A 16,894-nucleotide genomic window follows, 5' to 3' on the forward strand; every position below is an offset into this window, starting at 1 on the left:
CCACAGTACCGTTTAATCGGTACATCCAAGTGCCGGCGATGGATCACCCCTGTTAATGGCCGGCACCTATTCGGATCGGTTCTGGAAGACGATCTGCGAGTACCGCTCCGCCGTCGTACTCCTCTTGGGTCTCGAAGCCGTCCTGCTCGCACTCTTGGTGATCGCGCTGTGGCTACAGCCGGCGGGATCCGAAACGAGAACCGTACTCGCGGCCGATTTCGTCCTCGTCGGGACCGGCTTTTTTGCCGCGGCCTACGTGCTCTATCGCTGTCGGCAGCGCCGGCACGGCCGCTGATCACCCCCGAGTGAGCGACGAGACCCGCGTTCTCGGTTGCCGCTACCACGAGGCGTCGAGTCAGGAAAAATCGTCGTCAGCACGAACGACGAGCCGTAGTACCTCTCCAAAACATCAACCGTACAGAATTAACTTTATCATTGACGTGACTGTGACATCCATTGTGTCTTCCGGTGGCTCGCGTCGAGTCGATGAGTCGATAGAGTGACACCACTGGAAGCGTGGTCGGAAGACGCCGATCCGCCGGGAGACAGCGGATACAATCCAATTGAGAACGATGACAGACCAACGACACGCAGCACGGAGAGCAGAGGGTTCGAAAGACACGACCGTTCCGCGCAGGCGGTTTCTGGGTGCGGCTGCGGTCGCCGCGGCCGGTGCCGGTCTTGCGAGTTCAGTCGCGAGTGCGGCTCCCGGTGACGTCGCGTTCGCGGTCAACGCCGGCGGGAGCGCCTACACGGCTGCGGACGGGACTGACTATCGGGCAGATACGAGTTATAGCGGCGGGAGCGCTGCACAGTCGAGCGATTCGATCGCCGGTACCGACGACGACGACCTCTACCGGAGCGAGCGATACGGCGATTTCAGCTACGACATTGAACTCGCTGCCGGGACGTACGATATCGAACTCCACTTCGCCGAGACATACTGGGAGGCAAGCGGCGACCGCGTGTTCGACGTTTCGGTAGCGGGTACCGAGGCGGTCGCCGATCTCGACATCTACGCCGAAGTCGGTCACGACGCGGCGCTGGTGCGGACGATTTCCGGCGTCGATGTTCCCGGCGGGACGCTCACGATATCGGCTACTAGCGATGTCGACAATGCCGTTATCAACGCGATCAGGGTGGTCGAAGCCAACGGCGACGGCTCGTCTAGCCAGCAGCCGTACGGCGGATCGGCGTGGACGATTCCCGGTCGTATCGAGGCTGAAGATTACGATACTGGTGGCGAAGGCGTTGCCTATCACGACACCACCTCGGGGAACGCTGGCGGCGCGTACCGCGCCGACGATGTCGATATCGAGTCCGCAACCGAAGGCGGGTACAACGTCGGCTGGATTGCGGCCGACGAATGGCTCGAGTACACCGTTGACGCCGACAGCACCACCACCTACGACCTGGATCTTCGAGTCGCCTCCGCCTCGGGCGGTGGGCAGGTTCGCGTCGAGGTCGACGGGACCGACGTCACCGGCTCGCTCGATTTCGATGCCACCGGCGGCTGGCAAGAGTGGACGACCGTTACCGCCGGTTCGGTCAATCTGGCTGCCGGTCAACACGTCGTCCGAGTTTACGCGGAGACCGGTGACTGGAACTTCAACTATCTCGAGTTACGCCCCGCGGGCGGTGACGGTGGGGCGACCTATCCCGACGATCCGGGGAACCTCGACGGCCGGTCCTGGGACCAGTTCTTCGCCGACCACTTCGACGGCGACTCGCTCGATACGAGCGTCTGGGTGGACCAGGAAGGGAACGGCCACGACTACGGCGTCCCCGGCTGGGGGAACGGCGAGGAGCAGTATTACAGCCGGGACAACAGGTGGGTTGAGAATAGCAACCTGGTCGTCGAGATCCGCGAGGAACAGGCGTCGGACGAACACGGGACGTACGACTATACGTCGGGGAAGCTGGTGACTCAGGGTAATCTCGACTTCCAGTACGGTCGCGTCGACTTCCGTTCGAAGCTCGTCGAGGACCAGGGACTGTGGCCGGCCCACTGGATGTTACCGGCCGGCGACGCGGCCTGGCCGGACGACGGCGAGATCGACATCATGGAACTGGTCGGTAACGAACCCGCGGCGGTCCACGGAACCGTCCACGGACCCGGTTACTCGGGCGGCGGCTCCATCGGCGGGGGCTATCACCTCGACAGCGGCGTCTTCGCCGACGACTTCCACGTCTTCTCCGTCGTGTGGGATCCCGGTGTGATCAAGTGGTACGTCGACGGCGAGCACTTTTTCACGGTCACCCGCGAGGACGTCGAGAGCGGCGGTAACGACTGGGTGTTCGACGACGGCCCCTTCTGGTTAATTCTCAATTGCGCCGTCGGCGGCGAGTGGCCCGGCTCGCCCGACGAAACGACGACCTTCCCGCAGCGGATGGAGATCGACTACGTTCGGCTGTTCACCGAAGCGTAAGCACGAATCGAGACGATAACCGGTGGGGGGATCTCTTATTCAGTGGTGTGCCACCGGCGGAACAGATATCTCGTTGTGAAGGCAACGGCTAACCGAGAAAACATTCATTTATTTGAAAAGTACACGCGAGAACCATGTCACTGAAGCGGACGGCTGTGAACCGCTGTTACCGCTCGTCAGCGTCGAGGCTGGCTCCCTCGAGTGGATCGCTGTGCCAGTACTCGCTGTCTTCCTCGCTACGAAAGCAGGACACTCGGTGGGAAGCCTCGCCGACCGAGCGCCTGTCGGGGGTCATTTCACGGCAGTGTTCGGTCGCGTACGGACACCGCGTGTGGAACCGACAGCCGGAGGGCGGATCGACCGGATCGGGGATATCGATCTCCCGAACCGGCGGCTCTGCCGGACCCTCCTCGATGCCGAGGGAAGGAGTCGCCCACTTCAACACCTTCGTATAGGGGTGCTGTGGGTTCCGGAGCACTTCTTCCGCACCACCGAGTTCAACGAGTTCACCGAGGTACATCACGCCGAGTCGACCGTCAGCGTGCTCGGCCAAATAGCGAGCGTTCGAAAGGTCGTGTGAGATAAAGAGAAAGGACGTGTCGAACGCGCCCTGGAGTTCGAGCATCAGGTCCATCACTTCGACACGCAGTGAGACATCGAGCGCGCTCACGGCCTCGTCGGCCAGGATGAGGTCCGGATTCATCAGCAGCGCTCGAACCAGTGCGACGCGCTGTTTCTCCCCGCCGCTCAGTTGATGGGGATACCGCCGGGCGTAGTCGTGGGGCGGCGTCATCCCGACGCGCTCTAACATCGCGAGGATTCGCGCCTCGCGGTCTTCGGGACCCAGCTCTGTCTGGACCGTCTTCAGCGGTTCGGCGAGCGATGCCTCGACGGTTCGGTGTGGATTCAACGACGATCCGGGGTCCTGGTGAATAATCTGCAGCGACTGACGGATCTCCGAATACGGGATTGACGGGTTCGTGAAGCGTTTTTTGGCGTTCCAGATATCCTGCCCGCGGAAGGTGACGGTACCTGAACTCGGTTGTTGGAGGCCAACGGCCGCCTTGCCGAGGGTAGTTTTGCCGCTGCCGGACTCGCCGACGATGGCGACGACATCGTTTTCGGGAATATCGAGGTCGACACCGTCGACTGCTTGCACCGTCCGTGGTCCCTCGAAGGGATTGAGGGTGCCGTCCATTTCGAAGTGGATGTCGACGCCGGACATCGAAACGACGGGGTCGTCTGCGCTCATCGGCTCACCTCCGTCGTCAGATCGATTTCGTCGGGGACGCGCTCCCAGTAGTGACAGGCGACGTCGTGGGTTTCGCTGGCGGCTTCCATAGCGGGCTTGACTGCCGCACAGTCAGCGGTCGCCAGCGGGCATCGCTCGTGGTACGGACAGCCCGGTGGCACGTCGACGGGATCGGGTGCTGACCCCTCGATCGGTTGCATCTCCGCTAGCGGTGACTCGATATCGGGCGTCGAGTTCAGCAGCGCTCGGGTGTAGGGATGCCTCGGGGAGCGAAGGAGTTCCTCGGTCCCGCTGACTTCGGCGAGTTCGAACGCGTAAAGGACGCCGATCCGGTCCGCGAGCTTCGTCACGAGCGGCAGGTCGTGCGTGATAAAGACCATCGTCAGGTCGTACTTCTCCCGGAGAGCAGAGAGCAGGCTGATGATCGATCGCTGCATCAGCAGGTCAAGCGCCGCCGTCGGCTCGTCCATCACGAGCACGTCCGGTTCGAGGACGAGCGAGAGTGCGATGAGCGCGCGCTGTTTCATCCCGCCGGAGAGTTCGTGGGGGTAACTGCCGAGCACGCGACCGGGATCGAGATAGAGATCCGAGAGGAGTTCGTGCGTCCGTTCCATTCCCGACTCGACGTCGTAGCCGTGTGCTTCGAGCGTCTCGACGAAGTGGCCGCGGAGTTTCAGCGTCGGGTTGAACGAGGAGAGCGCACCCTGGAATACCATCGAAATGTCCTCCCAGCGTAGCTGCTGGAGTTGATCGTCCGAACGGTCGAGGACATCGATCTCCCGGCCCTCCGCCGGCCGGTAGGTGATCGTCCCGGTGGTTACTCCGGGTTCGACGACGGCGTCCAACAGTGCGGACGCGAACATCGACTTCCCGGAGCCGGATTCGCCGACGATACCGATGATCTCGTTGCGCTCGATGTCGATGTCCAATCCGTTGAGGACCGTCGACGTGCCGCGGTCCATAGTGAACTCGACGGAGAGGTCCCGACAGGTGAGGATGGCGTCTGATCGGGTCTGGGTCTTCGCGGTGGGCGCCGCATCGGCGTGTCTGCTCATCGGATCCCACCCCCGGTCGTCGTGGTCGTTTCATCCGCCGGTTCGTCGGCGGTGTCGGTTGTCGAGGAATGACGGGCACGAACGCGCGGATTGAACATTCGATCCGTGCCCTGTGAGAACAGGATTAGACCGAACGATAGAAGCGTGATCGCCGCCAGCGGCGCGATCAGCCAGTGGGCCAGCGACATGACGTGCATCGCACCGCCGCTGACCGCCTGATCGATCATGACGCCCCAATTGACGACGCTGTCGTAGGGCAATACGCCGAGGAAGTACAGCCCGATCGAGGCGAAGATAACCTGTCTCGCCGCATTAACGAACGTAATTAACACGTATGGCATGATGTTTGGAAGGATGTCTTTGACGATGATCGTCGGGGTCGATAGCCCCATGGCCTGCGATGCCTCCACGTAGGAGTGGCGGCTAATCGAGAGGACTTGTGACCGGATCTCTCTGGCGAGTCCGGCCCAAACGTTGATTGTCAGGACGAGTCCCGTGACGACCGGGTCCTGCGGTTCGAGTAGCGCGGCCAGGATAACGATGAGCGGAAGCCCTGGGATGGTCATCACGATGTCAGTGAGCAGTGAGAGGACCCGATCGGTTCGTCCGCCGGAAAACCCTGCGGTCGTGCCCACGGTGACGCCAAGGACCGTCACGAACAGGCCGCCGGCGACGATCATCTGCAGCATCGACGGTGTTGCGTGGATGATCTGGGCGAGGATGTCGCGACCGAGATTGTCGGTTCCGAGGGGGTGGGTCAGCCCCTCGGAGAGGGGCGTGATTGACCGCGGCCCCTGGTTGACTTCCGGTTCCGTGTAGAGTCTCGGACCGAATAGGCCGACGAGCGCGTACAGTAGCAGGATCGACGCGCCGATGCGAGCACGGACATCGCCTCGGATGATCCGACCCGGGGCGAGCACCCACCGGTCGAACAGCCGCCGGTAGCGCTCTCTGCGACTCATCGTCTTGTCGGCCACGGCTTCGAACGCGTCACCGTCGTCGATCGCACGCAGTGATTCCGTGCGTTCGCTCATCGGTGATCACCCCCTCGAGTCTGGGCTCGAGGATCGATGAGCCCGTACGTGAGATCGGCGATGTAGACGCCGAGCACGACTGCGACCGTCATCACGAGGAAGACGCCCATCATGAGCGGGTAGTCGCGCGCTTCCAGCCCCTCGATCATGTAGTACCCGACGCCGGGGTACGTGAACACCTGTTCGAGGATGACGCTGCCGCCGAGCGCGAACCCGATGGCAATGAGGAGCGCCGTATACAGCGGCAATACCGCGTTTCGACCGACGTAGCGCGTCGCGATTCGCCGCTCGGAGAGCCCGCGAAGCCGCGCGACTCGCAGGTATTCCTCACCGAGTACTTGGATGCTGTTGCCGCGCATCCGCAACGCCCAGCCGCCGGCCGCGACAACCGTGTACGACAGGATTAGCAACGAGGCGTGCCAGAGGGCGTCGCCGAGGAAGGCAAGCGTCTGGATCGGCTCCAGTAGCCCCACTGTCGGTTCCATTTCCGTCGAGTACCGACCGCCCGTCGGAAACAGCTCGAGCTGATAGCCGAGGAACCAGATCGACAGAATGCCGACGATGTAGTTCGGAATCGAGTTGCAGAAAATCGAGAGCACGGAGAGGCCGTTGTCGAAGTAACTCCCCTCCTTGTACGCCATTATGGCCCCGAATGAGATGCCGATGGCGAACGAGAGCAATAGCGCGAGGGACATCGTGAAGATCGTCCACGGAAGCGCCTCCGAGATAATCTCCGAGACGGGAACGCCCTCGTTGATCGACTCGCCGAGGTCTCCTTGCAGCAGTCCGGCCACGTAGTTGATGTACTGCTCGTGGAGCGGCGCATCCGGGAGGACGTTGAGTTTCTGCTCGACACGGTGGTCAATATCGGCCTGCGACAGCTGGGGATTGTTCTGGATGAGTTCCGCTCGGTAGGCGTCTGCGGGGTTACCGGGCATCAGCCGCAGAAGGAAAAACGCGAGGGTCATCACCGAGACCACCGTGATGACCGCCTGAAGTGTGCGTTCGAGGTAGTATTGTTGCATGGGTTGTGGCGCTCGTCCGAGCTAGTCCTCGGCCTTCGCAACGAGTTTTCCAACGCGAGGGAGATACGTCGTCGGGTACTGGACGGACGTCGCCGGGTCCGGGTTCTCGGCGACCTTGAAGTTCTCGACGGAGACGAAACACTGGTCGATCTTCTCCTGTACCGGAAGTTGGGGTAGGTCGTAGTTGAAGATCCACGCCAACTCCTGAATTTTCCGACGTGCGGCGTCGCTGTCGGCATCCATACCGACGAGTGCTTCGAGTTCAGGCGCGAGTTCGACCGTTTCGGGATCCCCGTCGGGGTCGCCCTTCGGTGGAACGTCGACCGATGTGGGGTAGTTGTAGACGGTCTGGGCGTCCGCGCTGTTTAGGTTCCAGTTGAGGGAGTGGTAGGGGTACGTCCAGCCGTCGGACCACCAGAAGCCGGCCGCATCGAAGCCCGTATCGCCGTAGAGGTCCTGTCCGAAGTAGACGCTGTCGTCCCGGGTGATGAGGTTGGTCTCGATGCCGAAGTCCTGGAGGTGCTGGTTGAACGTGATCAGGGCATCGACCCACTCGTTCCAGGCGGCGGGCACCTTGCATTCGAACGTGAGTGTCTCGCCGTCCTCGTCGACCCAGGTGCCGTCTTCCATCGAGAAGCCGGCCGACTCGAGCAGTTCGGCGGCGCGGTCGGTGTTCCGCCCAGCGTACTCCTCGAAGCCGCCCGGATTGTCGAGCCAGTCGTCGGCTGAATCGTCGAAGTTGCCGACGATTCCCGTTGGCGTTCCAACGGGTGCTTTTGCGTCGCCACCGCCCGCGGAGTTCTCCGCGACGATTTCGCGATCGACGGCGTGGGCGATCGCTTTGCGGACCGCTCGCCGTCCGAAGTGCTTGTGATCGTGGTCGAACGCGATCGACAGGCCCCAGTTGGCGGGTTGTTGAATCTCGAGGACGGAGTTGGGGAACGATCCCATGATGTCCGGCGATGTGAAGATGTTGTGTAGGGCATCGACCGAGCCGCCGCGGATCGCCTGCCAGGCTTGCTCGTTCCCGTCGATGAACCGGAACCGGTACTCGGCAAAATTAACCCTATCGGCCCAGTGGGAGTCTTCGAACTTCGTGGTGACGAGTTCTTGCTCGCCGGTGCGTTCGTACTGGAACGGGCCCGTCCCGATCGGTTCCGCGGCCGCGAAGTCCGAGAGAGCTGTTGACTCGGGATCGTCCTCCAGTTCCGAGAGGATGTCGTCGTACTGCGCAGCCGGCGTGTCGAGCAGCATGCTCTTGATCGAGTTGAGGAAGACGGGCTCGGAAACGGTCGTTTCGAGTCCGACCTCGACGGTCGTCTCGTCAACGGCGGTGACGTTCTCGACGGCGGTGAAGTTTCCGATCGGGTGGCTGTCGTATAGCGAAATGTGGAGTTTCCGGACGAGATCGTCCGCCGTGGCGTCAGTGCCGTTGTGCCAGGTCAGATCATCCTGTACCGTCAGTGTTGCCGCATCTTCGGTGACCTCCCAGTCGGCGAGGGCTCCTGCAACGAATTCCCCGGTCGTCGCCTGGAAGTACACGAGCCGGTCGAAGACCACGTAGCCGGGTCGGTCCGGATAGTTACTGTCGTTCGCACTGTTCCATTGCATGTCTTCGGGGAGGACCGATGTTGGCGCGGTGAACGTTCGGTCGGTCATTGGCTCATCGCCGGTGATCTCCTCGTTGCTCGGGCTGCTGTCGGTACCGAAACAGCCTGCAAGCGCCGCCGCCCCCGTCGCGCCGACCAACTGGAGGAATGGCCGGCGTGATGCCTCTACGTCTCTGTGGAACATGCCCTCTGATCGCATGGTGTTACCCTACGTTACGTGTACCATTGTAAATAATTTTTGAATCTATACTATTTGTGATGTCTATTTCACTGTGTGTCCGTGCGGCCCGAATGGAAACGGCGGAGAATCGGTGGCAGGATGTAAGGTGGAACCGATCGGCGTGTTCGACTGCGGGCAACAAGCGACTGACAGCGTGCGGTGATCGTTCCTCCTACTCGCCGACCGTCGCATTCCGGACGGTGAGGGATACGTTTATTTACTACCTCTCCAGATAACTACATCCATGACAAGCCTAGAGGACAGTGAGTCATACCTAGATCCATCGCTACCGATCGAAGAGCGCGTCGCAGACCTCCTCGACCGGATGACGCTCGAAGAGAAGATCGGTCAGCTAGCTGGTTCCTACATCGGGGTGCTTGCTGATGGCCTCCACGGGGTCGACGACGTTATCGACGAAATCGACGAGTATCACATCGGCGCAGTCGCCCCCTTCGGCTGGGGCGGCTCGCCCAACGAGTCGATCGCGGAGGCCACGGACGCGGCTCGTCGACTGCAAGAGCACGCTCTTGAATCGACGCGACTCGGTGTCCCGCTGCTGTTCGCCGCTGACGCGATTCACGGTCACGCCTACATCAAAGAGTCGACGGTCTTCCCGAACAACCTCGGTGCAGCGGCGACGTGGAGTCCCGATCTCGTCGAGCGTGCCGCCGAAATCACCGCGACAGAGATGCGAGCAACGGGGGCTGCCCAGAACTACAGTCCAACGTGCGATGTCGTTCGCGATCCGCGGTGGGGACGAACCGGAGAGACGTTCGGCGAGAGCCCGTTCCTCGTCGGGGCGCTAGCAAGCAGCGAGATCCGAGGCTATCAGGGTGGTGGCCCCGGAGACGCCGTGCTCGCGACGGCAAAACACTTCCCGGCCTACGGAGCACCGACGCGCGGCGAGGACGCCGCACCGGTCGATGTCTCCCCGTCCACGCTACGACAGATGCTCCTCCCGCCGTTCGAGGCAGTCCTCAACGAGGACGTTGGGGCAGTAATGCCGTGTTATAACTCGATCGACGGCGAACCGGCTCACGGGTCCCGCCGATATCTGACCGACCTCCTTCGGGAGGAACTGAACTTCGACGGACTCGTTGTCTCGGACTGGAACGGCATTACCCAGTTGTACGAGGACCACCGCACGGCGGGAACCCCGATCGAGGCAGCACGTCAAACGCGCCTTGCGGGCCTCGACGTTGGCTCGGTTGCCGGTGGCGAACACGCACAGCACATCCGGGACCTCGTCGAGCAGGGCGCATTGTCCGAACGAGCGATCGAGGACAGCGCTGAGCGAGTGCTGCGGGCGAAGTTCTCTCTCGGTCTCTTCGAGGATCCGTATCCGGATCCCGATGTTGAAGCCGTACTGGGCGCTCCCGCCCATCTCGACACCGCTCGCGAGGCCGTTCGGAAGTCGCTTACCCTGTTGCAAAACGAGGAGGACGTACTCCCCCTCGACGATAGCGTCGGTGAGGTATTCGTGACCGGCCCGAACGCCGACGAGATGGTCCACCAGAACGGCGGCTGGAGCTGCAACGCGGATACCGGCATTCCCGGGACGACGATTCTCGAGGGAATCTCCGATACCGTCGACACCGACACGGTCGTCACCCACGAACCCGGGAGCGGAATCTCCACTCCTGGCGATGTCGATGCCGCCGCAGAACGCGCCGCCGAGGCGGATATCGCCGTGGTTGCCCTCGGCGAGGACTGGTATCTTCACGAGTTCGGTCCGTCCGCGGAGACCGATGGGGAGACCGGCGAGTTCCCGACGCGGAACGAACTCTCACTTCCGGACGCACAGCGTGACCTCGTCGAGGCAGTATCCGCGACCGGCACACCGATCGTTGCAGTCCTCGTCACCGGTCGCCCGCTGGCCGTCGAGTGGTTGGCAGCGGAAGTCCCGGCGATCCTCATGGCGTACTATCCCGGTCGGGTCGGCGGCGAGGTGATCGCAGAGACCCTGTTCGGAGCGGCCGAACCCGGCGGGCGGCTTCCAATTTCGATCCCGCGCTCGGCGGAGACGCTCCCGACATACTTCAATCGGCTCCCCCATCCACAACCGATTGGGGCCGATGAGCACCCCGCGTCGTACGACCCGTTATTCGAGTTCGGTCACGGGCTCAGCTACACCACTATCGAGTACGAGTCGGTCGACGTCTCCCGTGACGTGGTCCGCCCGGACGAGGAGCTTACGGTTCGGGCCACCGTGGCCAACACCGGCGATCGGCACGGGAGCGAGGTCGTCCAGGTGTTTGGCCGAGACGAGTTCAGTTCGGTCGTAACGCCCGTCCGCGAACTGTGGGCGTTCGAGCGCGTTGAACTCGATCCCGGGGAGCGAACGGAGGTGGAACTTCGGCTCAGCGCGGACGAGATTGGACGCTTCGAGCAATCTCACGGTGAGCGAATCCATGAGGGACGTCTCCGGCTCTTCGTGGCGGATCGAACGTTCGACCTCGACGTACGGTGATGCACTGACTGCCGGTCGTTTCTCGAGGAAGTGGTCCTTTTTTCTTTTCCGACAGTCGAGTTCGTTACGACCCCACTCTAGTGACCGTGTCGCTGACGAGGAGGAGCTATGGTGGCAGTCCTCGTCTAATAGGTGTCCTAATTTTCACTTTGCGAGAAATATACGGAGAGTGCCACCTATTTATTGCAGAATCTAGATCGAGAATCGCACTACAGTAGACGATTAAATAGATATCATACCCGTACTCGTCGAACAATAACTGAAATATGATATGTATTCTGGCGGGTACTATCTATGAAAGCGGCAAATCCTACGCGCCATCGGGGACACCGGTTCTCGGCCTCCCTCCGGAGTAGATGGTCTTCGACCTCCATACCGGAACAACACAGCCGATCCGGTGAGCGGCCCCTCTCTTCGGTCCACTCTGCTTGTGCTATTAGCCGAACGTGGAGGACTCCCACCCGGTCCATTTACAGAGCGACATCTGTAATGTAATCTCGGGATATATTTACAGACGTACTACTGTATATTCATTTGGCTCTGTGGATTGCAGACGACCCGAAAGGAGGACGGTTGTGAGAGTGACATCTACTCGTGATTGATACACGCATCCACTACCCATTATTTTCTGACTGTGCTCCATCAGTTGGCACTGTCTAGTTGAGCCAGTTTGAGCAGCGAGTAGGCCATGAATTTGATCTGGATTAATGCTCGCAGACCGGCTCAGTAAGAGCGACGAGACGAATTTAGAAGAATCTTGAGAGAACGAGCGAACGGCCGTTGGGACGTTTGCCGTCCGCCTCGATCAGACTGATTGTTTACTCGAGAACCAACAACGATTCTTACGGAACTAGGCGTTGAATGTTCTCACGGAGTACTGATCGTTGACATGCATGATGGTTTATACAGAACGTGATTCGCCGACAGAAGCCGTCGCAAGTCGTTGTCGACGAGACTGATGTCAGGATTAATGAAGAGTGATATTGTCCATACACTACAATACATATCGCGACACAGTTGATTCTTGATGTCGCGTTGTGTGGTCTGTCTGGCACTGCTCCAGCGGCTGCATTTTTGCATAAACTCTTCGAGAGATGCGATCTCCCCGAGATTGAACCTCTTATCAATCAATTCATCTACTGGTGTGTCTTCTCATGGTTACGGTTGAGCTGCCGGGTTAACTATATTGACTGAAAACGCATCGGAAAGTGGTTTTACGTCCTCAAAATGCGTATCGATTGCTTACAGAACTCGTGGGTGAGCAGTCGGGCCAGCGTCCGCAAGTGTCTTGAGGGTTTTGCACATTTCTGGTTCTGTTGAAATCCTCAGGGAGTTACAGGTACGTCGGTAGTGTGAGCGAATGCAGACCCTCCCGAAGTCGCGGTTACTCCGGTTCGTCGAGCAGGCATTTCACTTGGCGCGACGAACTGTCGCTCGCTACTCATCGAAATTCTCGAAACGCCGGTACACACTTCACCAGCACATCGTCTTGCTCTGTCTCAAGGTGCAGAAGAATACGACCTACCGCGAACTGCTCGACGAGCTTATCGAGATGCCCCGGATTCGGAATGCCATCGATCTTGAGGAACTACCGTCTCCTTCGACGTTATGTAAGGCGTTCAATCAGCTCGATATGGCGGTTTGGCGTGTCCTGCTCCACCTCTCGGTTACACTTCTCCCGACCAACGGTGTCGTCGGGATCGACGCCTCCGGGTTCGACCGCAGTCACGCCTCGAAACACTACACGAAACGAACGAGGTTGACGATTCAGCAGTTGAAAGTTACATTGCTCGTAGACATGAGAGCGAATGCTATCCTCGATCTGCACGTGACGACAACCAGAAAACACGATTTAAAGATCGCACCGTCGCTCATCAAGCGAAATAGCAGGAATGTGGCGATTCTCCTCGGAGATAAGGGATACGACGACCAGAAGGTTCGCGCGTTAGCCTGTGACGCTGGTGTTCGTCCCCTCATCAAGCACCGAGAATTTCGCCGCTCCGTAAGGCGTGGAACGTTCGGCTGGACGCCGACCTCTACGGGCAACGTAGCCAAAACGAGACAGTGAACTCCCGTCTCAAGTGGAAACATGGCGCATTCGCCCGACCTCGACACTGGTGGAAGCAGTTCCGTGAACTCGTTGTCAACTGTCTTACTCACAACATCGACAAGGCACTCTGAACAGTGGATATAGATGAACGATGGAGGGTAATTGGTCGCATATATCTGATTTTTGGCAGAAGAGCCGTGAACGACTCAGAGCGTGGATGCAGCACGGCGACTATGTTTCTTTCAGAAGCTTCCTGCTGAACCAGCTGCTCAGTGTACGTGCGTATCTTTCGCACAGCTTTGGAGTAGTAAGGCGGCGAGAGTGTGGACAACGAGACCAGACGGGAGCCAATAGATTGCGTAGAATGACCGCTACTCCCTACAAAACGTCAAGAATTTGACGAGTAAGTTTTTGGGGTTTTGATACCATAGGCCAGTGACCCGTGTCGAGTTCGCACAGTTGCCACTTACGTTGCTCACACAGTTGCCGAATCATATCGAGGGTGGAGTCGTCCATCCCGTTCTGGGTGCAGAGAACATAGCTGGTAGATAACGATCCGTCTGAGTTACCGACGTTCACTTGCTGTCTGAACGTGTGCAGTGGATGCGGTACAGCTTTTTGCCGCATCCACTTTGTGTCCTCGTCCGAGATACCCACCCAACCCGGATGGTCATCGGGGAGAGGCCAGCCGCCAGCATGATCTTTTGCCGCTGCTTCCATCGCTTCCCACTCGTCTGAGGGATAGAATTCAGATGCTGAAACCGGCTCGTCATCCATTGGAACCAGCGCATCCAGATACACGATGTGACTGAGCCGCTTGGCACTCGTTCTGCCACCCCCGTTACAACAAGGCCTGCATAGCTATGTCCGAGTAGGACAACATCCGTGAGATCGTTGTATTCAAGCATATTCACAATATCCATGATATGTGTTTCCAAGTTGATCTCAAAGCGGGCGAGGTGTTCTCGTTCACCAAGTCCAGTGAGTGTCGGTGTATATACCTCGTGTCCTACCTCACGGAGCGGTGGGGTGAGTACTTCCAGCACCAGCCACCGAGCCAGGCTCCGGGGACGAGAACAAACTGTCGTTCCATGTTTCTCGGTAGGACGCGAACGTTATATAGCTATACTGAACGATTCAAGTTCTCTCTTGCTGACAACGCTCTTGTGACACGTTGTTGATGGAGAGCATTCTTGCGATTTCTGAGGTCTGTTGCGTGGGTAACGACCCGCGCTGAATACCCATGCGACTAGTCCTGATGTCAATTGAGCGATTCTGTCGGAACGGGGAACGCGACATCAACAACCGCTTCGTATGACCGTTCTGACAAAGATCCGCTGCGATATACGCGCTGTTTATGCAGCACGGCCTCGTCAAACTATCACTATCTGAGTATTTCAACAGAGATATATTTCTATAACCCTCAAAGACCGCATCGATCGCTCGATGGAGGAACGCCAGCTGACGAGGTGCTAAACTAGACAGTATCTTCTCATTGTAGATCTTACCTTTTTTACAGTGTCTCACCGATCGGATGACTGCTGCTCGCAGCCGGTGATCCCTCTGTCTCTGCCGGTTCAGTTCGGTTGCCTTGTCGACGGTATCGAACGGGACTGTGCGGTCGACTCGTGCTACTCGAGTTCAGTGGTAGCGTCCGGTGTCGGTGTTGGTTGTTTGTCGTCGTGTTCCTGTTTGTGGTCCGTGGTTGGTTCTCGGTCGTGGCTGCGTCGCTGGATCGCTCGGAACGCGAGGATACCGAGTGCTGCCGTCCAGAGGAGCGCTGTCGCGGCCGGACTGTGGACCGCGAGTCCGGGACTAGGATTCCACGCCGTCCGCAGCGGGAACAGCCACCGAATTCCCATCGGGGAGAGCGAATCGATCGCGAGGTGTGAGCCGATGGCCAACCCGCCGGCCAGTGCAACCGACCGGTTGCGACTGGCAAGGTAGAGCCCTGCGAGCAGTCCAACCGCGAAAAGCGGCGTGTGCGTCAGTCCGCGGTGCACGAACGGCCACCCCCAGTCGGCGGGGAACAGAAAGTCACCGTCCGGGAGGAGCCCGAAAGCGAGTCCGAGCCGCGGATCGACGTCGGTACACCCGCGAACAAGCGCGTACCCGACGAAAGCGTGCGTGGCGAACGCACCAAGGAGAAACAGTATACGTCCGAGTTCCATCCGTTTGTCCGTTCTTTCGGACGACTCGTTCACATAGTTTGCGGTCGTGAGGTCCTGCCGGCGGCGCTATCTCCCGTCAGTTACCACCCCGGTAAAACGGTCGTCGGAACCGGATGCCGGCGTCGTGAAGCTGCCACCGAATCTCCAGACCGATCCACACGATTCCGGTGAGGAGTGCGATTCCGACCGCGGCGAACTCGGACGACCCCATCCAAATGGGACTCGCGAACAGGAGCCCGTTATATATTCGATGCGGAAGGGTCGATTCGATGAAGTCTCCGATGGAGCCGAGGGGGTCGATGCCGATGAGACTGCTTCCACTGCTGCCGCCACCGCCGCTGCTCTCGGCTTCGGTCCGGGATTCGAGGCCGAGTTCGCTGGCGCTTTGCCCGCCGCTGCTTTCGTCTCCGGTTTCGAGTCGTTCGGCCTCGTAGGGAAGCGTCGAGCCGACTTCCCAGACGATGTCGCCGGACTCGTTGAGTTCCATCACGCGGTTGCCGTGCGTGTCGGTGACGAGCGTGTTTCCGTTGGGAAGTCGGTCCGCGTCGCGGGGCCACTGCATCTGGCTGTCGGACCATTCCCAAGAGCGAGCCCACTCGCTGCCGTTGCGCTGGAACTCCTGGATGCGTCCGTTTTCGGAGTCGGCGACGACGACGGCCGGGCCGCCCTCGCTCTCTGGGATGTAATCTGGATTGTGCTGTTCGTACTGGATGTCGTATTCGTTTTCGTCTCCGAGCGTCCAGTCTTCGACGAGTCCTTCCTGTGGATCGAGGAAGACGACTTGATCCTGATTCCGCAGACTGGCCATGAGATTGCCCGCCATTTCGCCCTCCTCGATGTACTCCACGTCGTTGATGTGGGCCCAGTCACCCGGGTAGGGGCCTCCCTCTTCGACGGGGAAGTCGCTCTGGGCGTCCCAGAGCCAGTCGACGACTTCCGTCTCGGTGTTCACGATGAACACTTGGTCCGCGACGATGTCGGCGATTGCGATATGAGTCTCGTTGATCCGATCGGCGTCGTGCCACTCGCCGGCGGTTTCCTGGTGATCGTATCGCTCGTAGAGCACCTCGACCTCGCCGGTCGAGAGGTTGGCGCGCTCGACGACGTTCAACGCACACGGCGGCGCGGAACACGTTGGCCCTTCGGCGTGGATCGTGTCGGTCGCCGTGTACTCGACCGTCATCGACTCGTTTTCGACGGGGTCGACGTCGAAGTACTTCGTTCGCGTGTTGTTGTAATAGACCGGTTCGCCGTCGGGTGCGTACGCGGTGATCGTGCCGGCGCGTCCCGACTCGGTGATGACGGTGTGGTTCTCCGTCGGCGGTGCTTCGGGCAATTCGTCTTCGGACGCAGTTGAAAGCCCACCCGAGGTCGCCGCACTGGCGACGACGGCGGCCGAAACGAGAATGAGGACGATAAACGTTACTCGAAGCCGATTTCGCGAAAGGACAGCGCGAACGCGATCGAGCGACGGCAGTTGTTGGTCGGTCACGGCGGATTCACCACCGGGAGTTCACAGAGCAGTCGGGGAGTCATCGAGTATCATTTCACGAGGCGAGATACTAGTACTTTTGCTAC

Annotated in this window: 11 protein-coding genes and 1 pseudogene; 4 read left to right on the plus strand and 8 right to left on the minus strand. The window is 59.9% G+C overall.

The genetic code is table 11. The annotated features are described in order from the left end of the window. The first annotated feature begins 55 nt into the window (after positions 1-55). Both C481_RS02385 and C481_RS02390 read left to right on the plus strand, forming a co-directional pair. Complete coding sequence (locus C481_RS02385) at positions 56-295, plus strand: hypothetical protein (RefSeq protein WP_006107283.1); 240 nt, start codon at positions 56-58, stop codon at positions 293-295. Positions 296-572: 277 nt separating this feature from the next. Then, the gene (locus C481_RS02390) at positions 573-2,429 is read left to right on the plus strand and encodes a malectin domain-containing carbohydrate-binding protein (protein WP_006107284.1); all 1,857 of its coding nucleotides are present in this window, start codon (positions 573-575) and stop codon (positions 2,427-2,429) included. 166 nt (positions 2,430-2,595) lie between these two features. Here C481_RS02390 and C481_RS02395 read toward each other — a convergent pair whose 3' ends face one another. From C481_RS02395 to C481_RS02415, 5 genes are read right to left on the minus strand one after another with little or no spacing between them, the layout of a single operon-like run. After that, positions 2,596-3,681 carry an ABC transporter ATP-binding protein gene (locus C481_RS02395; protein WP_006107285.1) on the minus strand — a complete coding sequence of 362 codons (1,086 nt, stop codon included), beginning with the start codon at positions 3,679-3,681 and terminating at the stop codon, positions 2,596-2,598. After that, positions 3,678-4,736 carry an ABC transporter ATP-binding protein gene (locus tag C481_RS02400; protein WP_006107287.1) on the minus strand — a complete coding sequence of 353 codons (1,059 nt, stop codon included), beginning with the start codon at positions 4,734-4,736 and terminating at the stop codon, positions 3,678-3,680. The genes C481_RS02395 and C481_RS02400 overlap by 4 nt, the downstream gene beginning before the upstream one ends. After that, positions 4,733-5,770, minus strand: coding sequence for an ABC transporter permease (locus C481_RS02405; protein WP_006107288.1), 1,038 nt, complete (start codon positions 5,768-5,770; stop codon positions 4,733-4,735). The genes C481_RS02400 and C481_RS02405 overlap by 4 nt, the downstream gene beginning before the upstream one ends. After that, complete coding sequence (locus tag C481_RS02410) at positions 5,767-6,795, minus strand: ABC transporter permease (protein ID WP_006107289.1); 1,029 nt, start codon at positions 6,793-6,795, stop codon at positions 5,767-5,769. The genes C481_RS02405 and C481_RS02410 overlap by 4 nt, the downstream gene beginning before the upstream one ends. Positions 6,796-6,816: 21 nt before the next feature. Next, complete coding sequence (locus tag C481_RS02415; protein WP_006107290.1) at positions 6,817-8,604, minus strand: ABC transporter substrate-binding protein; 1,788 nt, start codon at positions 8,602-8,604, stop codon at positions 6,817-6,819. A gap of 265 nt (positions 8,605-8,869) precedes the next feature. On the opposite strand from C481_RS02415, the gene C481_RS02420 reads away from it, so the two are divergent. Both C481_RS02420 and C481_RS02425 read left to right on the plus strand, forming a co-directional pair. Continuing rightward, positions 8,870-11,095 carry a glycoside hydrolase family 3 N-terminal domain-containing protein gene (locus C481_RS02420; RefSeq protein WP_049904357.1) on the plus strand — a complete coding sequence of 742 codons (2,226 nt, stop codon included), beginning with the start codon at positions 8,870-8,872 and terminating at the stop codon, positions 11,093-11,095. 1,360 nt (positions 11,096-12,455) lie between these two features. Continuing rightward, a pseudogene (locus C481_RS02425) lies at positions 12,456-13,276 on the plus strand (IS5 family transposase). A gap of 444 nt (positions 13,277-13,720) precedes the next feature. Here the strand turns inward: C481_RS02425 and C481_RS23140 are convergent. The 3 genes from C481_RS23140 to C481_RS02440 form a co-directional block, all read right to left on the minus strand. Beyond that, the gene (locus tag C481_RS23140; protein ID WP_394295597.1) at positions 13,721-14,191 is read right to left on the minus strand and encodes an alpha/beta fold hydrolase; all 471 of its coding nucleotides are present in this window, start codon (positions 14,189-14,191) and stop codon (positions 13,721-13,723) included. A gap of 585 nt (positions 14,192-14,776) precedes the next feature. Further along, positions 14,777-15,316 carry a metal-dependent hydrolase gene (locus C481_RS02435; RefSeq protein WP_049904358.1) on the minus strand — a complete coding sequence of 180 codons (540 nt, stop codon included), beginning with the start codon at positions 15,314-15,316 and terminating at the stop codon, positions 14,777-14,779. 76 nt (positions 15,317-15,392) lie between these two features. Next, a complete protein-coding gene (locus C481_RS02440) occupies positions 15,393-16,808 on the minus strand; it encodes an aryl-sulfate sulfotransferase (RefSeq protein WP_006107294.1) in 1,416 nt (471 codons plus the stop codon). Positions 16,809-16,894 lie beyond the last annotated feature (86 nt).

The organism is Natrialba asiatica DSM 12278, from assembly GCF_000337555.1.
Lineage (GTDB): Archaea > Halobacteriota > Halobacteria > Halobacteriales > Natrialbaceae > Natrialba > Natrialba asiatica.